At 59.6% G+C, this 2374-nt stretch carries 3 protein-coding genes and 1 pseudogene; all 4 read right to left on the reverse strand.

Annotation, left to right across the window (positions count from 1 at the left end):
• Window positions 1–390: IS110 family transposase (locus tag ACXJ7R_RS30225; protein ID WP_457155022.1), on the reverse strand; the 390-nt coding region annotated here is incomplete at its 3' end.
• Between the two features lie 279 nt (window positions 391–669).
• A complete protein-coding gene (locus ACXJ7R_RS30230) occupies window positions 670–1146 on the reverse strand; it encodes a hypothetical protein (RefSeq protein WP_457155020.1) in 477 nt (158 codons plus the stop codon).
• 38 nt (window positions 1147–1184) lie between these two features.
• Window positions 1185–2147, reverse strand: a complete 963-nt coding sequence (locus ACXJ7R_RS30235; protein ID WP_457155021.1) for a formylglycine-generating enzyme family protein — start codon at window positions 2145–2147, stop codon at window positions 1185–1187.
• Window positions 2148–2189: 42 nt separating this feature from the next.
• Window positions 2190–2374, reverse strand: a pseudogene (locus ACXJ7R_RS30240) (haloacid dehalogenase-like hydrolase); the annotation flags it as partial.

Raw genomic sequence — 2374 nt, forward strand, 5'->3', positions numbered from 1 at the left:
GTTGAGCATTAACCGCACCCGGTGCAGCATCATCACGCTTTGCTGCTCGGGCGACTTTACCGGAACGAAGCGCATGGTCGGTCGGGTCACCGCCTCGCAAATGGCCTCTGCATCGGCCGCATCATTCTTCTGACGCTTCAAATAGGGCTTCACATATTGTGCCGGCAGCAGCCGAACATCGTGGCCTCGCGCGATGAGCTCGCGAGCCCAATAGTGCGAGGAGCTGCAGGCCTCGATCCCGACCAGGCATCTTGGTAGCCTCTCGAAGAACCCTAGCACGCGCCCGCGGGTCAGCTTCCTGCGAACGRCAACCTCRCCMGCCGCATCCACGCCRTGGAYTTGAAACACGGACTTCGCRATATCCAGACCRATYGTCRTAACGTTGCTCATCATAGCGCTCCTCCATCTCTGATCCCGCGAACATACCCGCAGGGAGGGAGGAGAGCCGTCCACCGCATCAGAAGGGGACGGTCCGGTTCTGGGACGAACTAGCCAGAAAGGTGCCATTTCGCTGGCGCCCATCTTGGCCGCAACGACGTTGCTTGCGATGCCGCAGTGTTGCAGTCCATTTGAATCCGGCGGGCGTGGTAATGCCCATATCGGGTCTCCTGCGACCAATATGGATCATAAGCCGTCCATCAAAGGAATTCTGGATTTGGCCAGCCTGAATTATCTGCTGCGGCCGGATGCAGCGAAATGGTCTTCCCTTGCCCTGCCCAACCGTTCTATTTCGAGCGAATAGCAAAACAGGCTGAACAGAACCAGCAGGACTTCCAACAGCTTGACTGCTCCCTGAATGAAAGAAGGAAATTGATCGAGTTCCGGCACGTGGCGGAAAAAGAAAACCGAAAACAAAGCGCCTCCAAAGAAGAAGCTGACCCGGCTGGCAAACAGGAACAAATGCCTGACTAAGGCATTGCGAAACGGTGCGGGGATCGCAACCCAGCGAAACCTGACCCAGTAGCAGGTCTGTAGAACGAGGGCACCACAAACCACCGCGGACTGCTCGTAGGGACTGATATCCTGTGGTTCTCCCAATTGGGTGATCACTTGCCGGAACATTGGGAAAATCGTCAAAAACAGGAATATCGCCGCGGCCGTCTCAACGACCATTAACAGGGCGTAGCGGACATTATTGCTGATCATACTGGACCATCCCCGGCGGGCGATACTAGCGTCGGCCCTCACCGCGCGATGCAACGGAAACCCAGATGGCTGGTCGATGTGTCGGCCGGCTGAGCCATTCGCGCCGCCGGGCGGTAGCGCCRGCAATAATTCGGGGCGCAAAGATGCGACCCGCCTTTCATCACCTTGCGCGGTATCCTGATCGCTGGCTGCCTGGGATCGAGACTGTCCTCGCGCCTGGCGCCTCGCGGGTTGTCAATCGTGCAGCACGGGCTGTCGATCCGGCTATGCTCCTGGTACCAGTCGGTCGTCCATTGCCAGACATTGCCGGCCATGTCGTGCAGGCCGTAGCCGTTGGCGGGAAACGAACCGACCGGCGCCGTATATTCGAACCCATCATCGAGCGTGTTGCGGTAAGGGAACTCGCCCTGCCAGATATTGGCCATATGCTTGCCGCCCGGCGTCAACTCATCACCCCATGCGAACTCGGCACCCTCGAGCCCGCCACGCGCAGCGAACTCCCATTCGGCCTCGGTCGGCAACTCCTTGCCGGCCCATTTTGCATAGGCTTCGGCATCCTCATAGGCCACATGGACAACAGGGTGGTCGGCAAGCTTCTTGATCGAGCTCGCCGGGCCGCGTGGACGACGCCAATTGGCGCCGCGCACATACACCCACCAATTGTAGTGGTCGCGAAGATCGACCTGTTGCTTAGCCTTGATGAACACCACCGACGAAGGCGCAAGCATGTCCGGCTGCCAACCGGGGTAGTCGTCCGGGTTCGCCGGCCGCTCGGCCGCCGTCACATATCCGGTTTCCTCGACGAAGCGCGCGAAGTCGCGGTTGGTAACGGTGCAAATGTCCATCCAGAAACCGCCCACCGTCACTCGGTGCGCTGGCGCCTCTTCCGGATAATGCTTGTCAGATCCCATGAGGAACGTGCCGCCGGGAATCCAAACCTGGGGTGAACTGACCGGCGTTGAGCCGGCGAGCGTTCTTTCGGTGTCGGCAAGTTTTGTCATGGCTTGTCGCGTCGTCCTTGATGCAATGCCCGTGTGGCCAACTCAGGGCTCGAACGAAAACACTTTAGCCCAGTCTGCCTTCATGTCGACGACCGTCCAACCACCTTTGGCGGCCTCGTCGAGGCCCTTATCGAGCCGGCCAATGGACGACGTCCTGTCGTAGGCCCATTCCCGCTCCGCGTCGGTGTGGTGGACATAGAGGCAGAAGTGGGGGCCGTCCGTGACAC

Source organism: Mesorhizobium sp. P5_C1, from assembly GCF_054049815.1.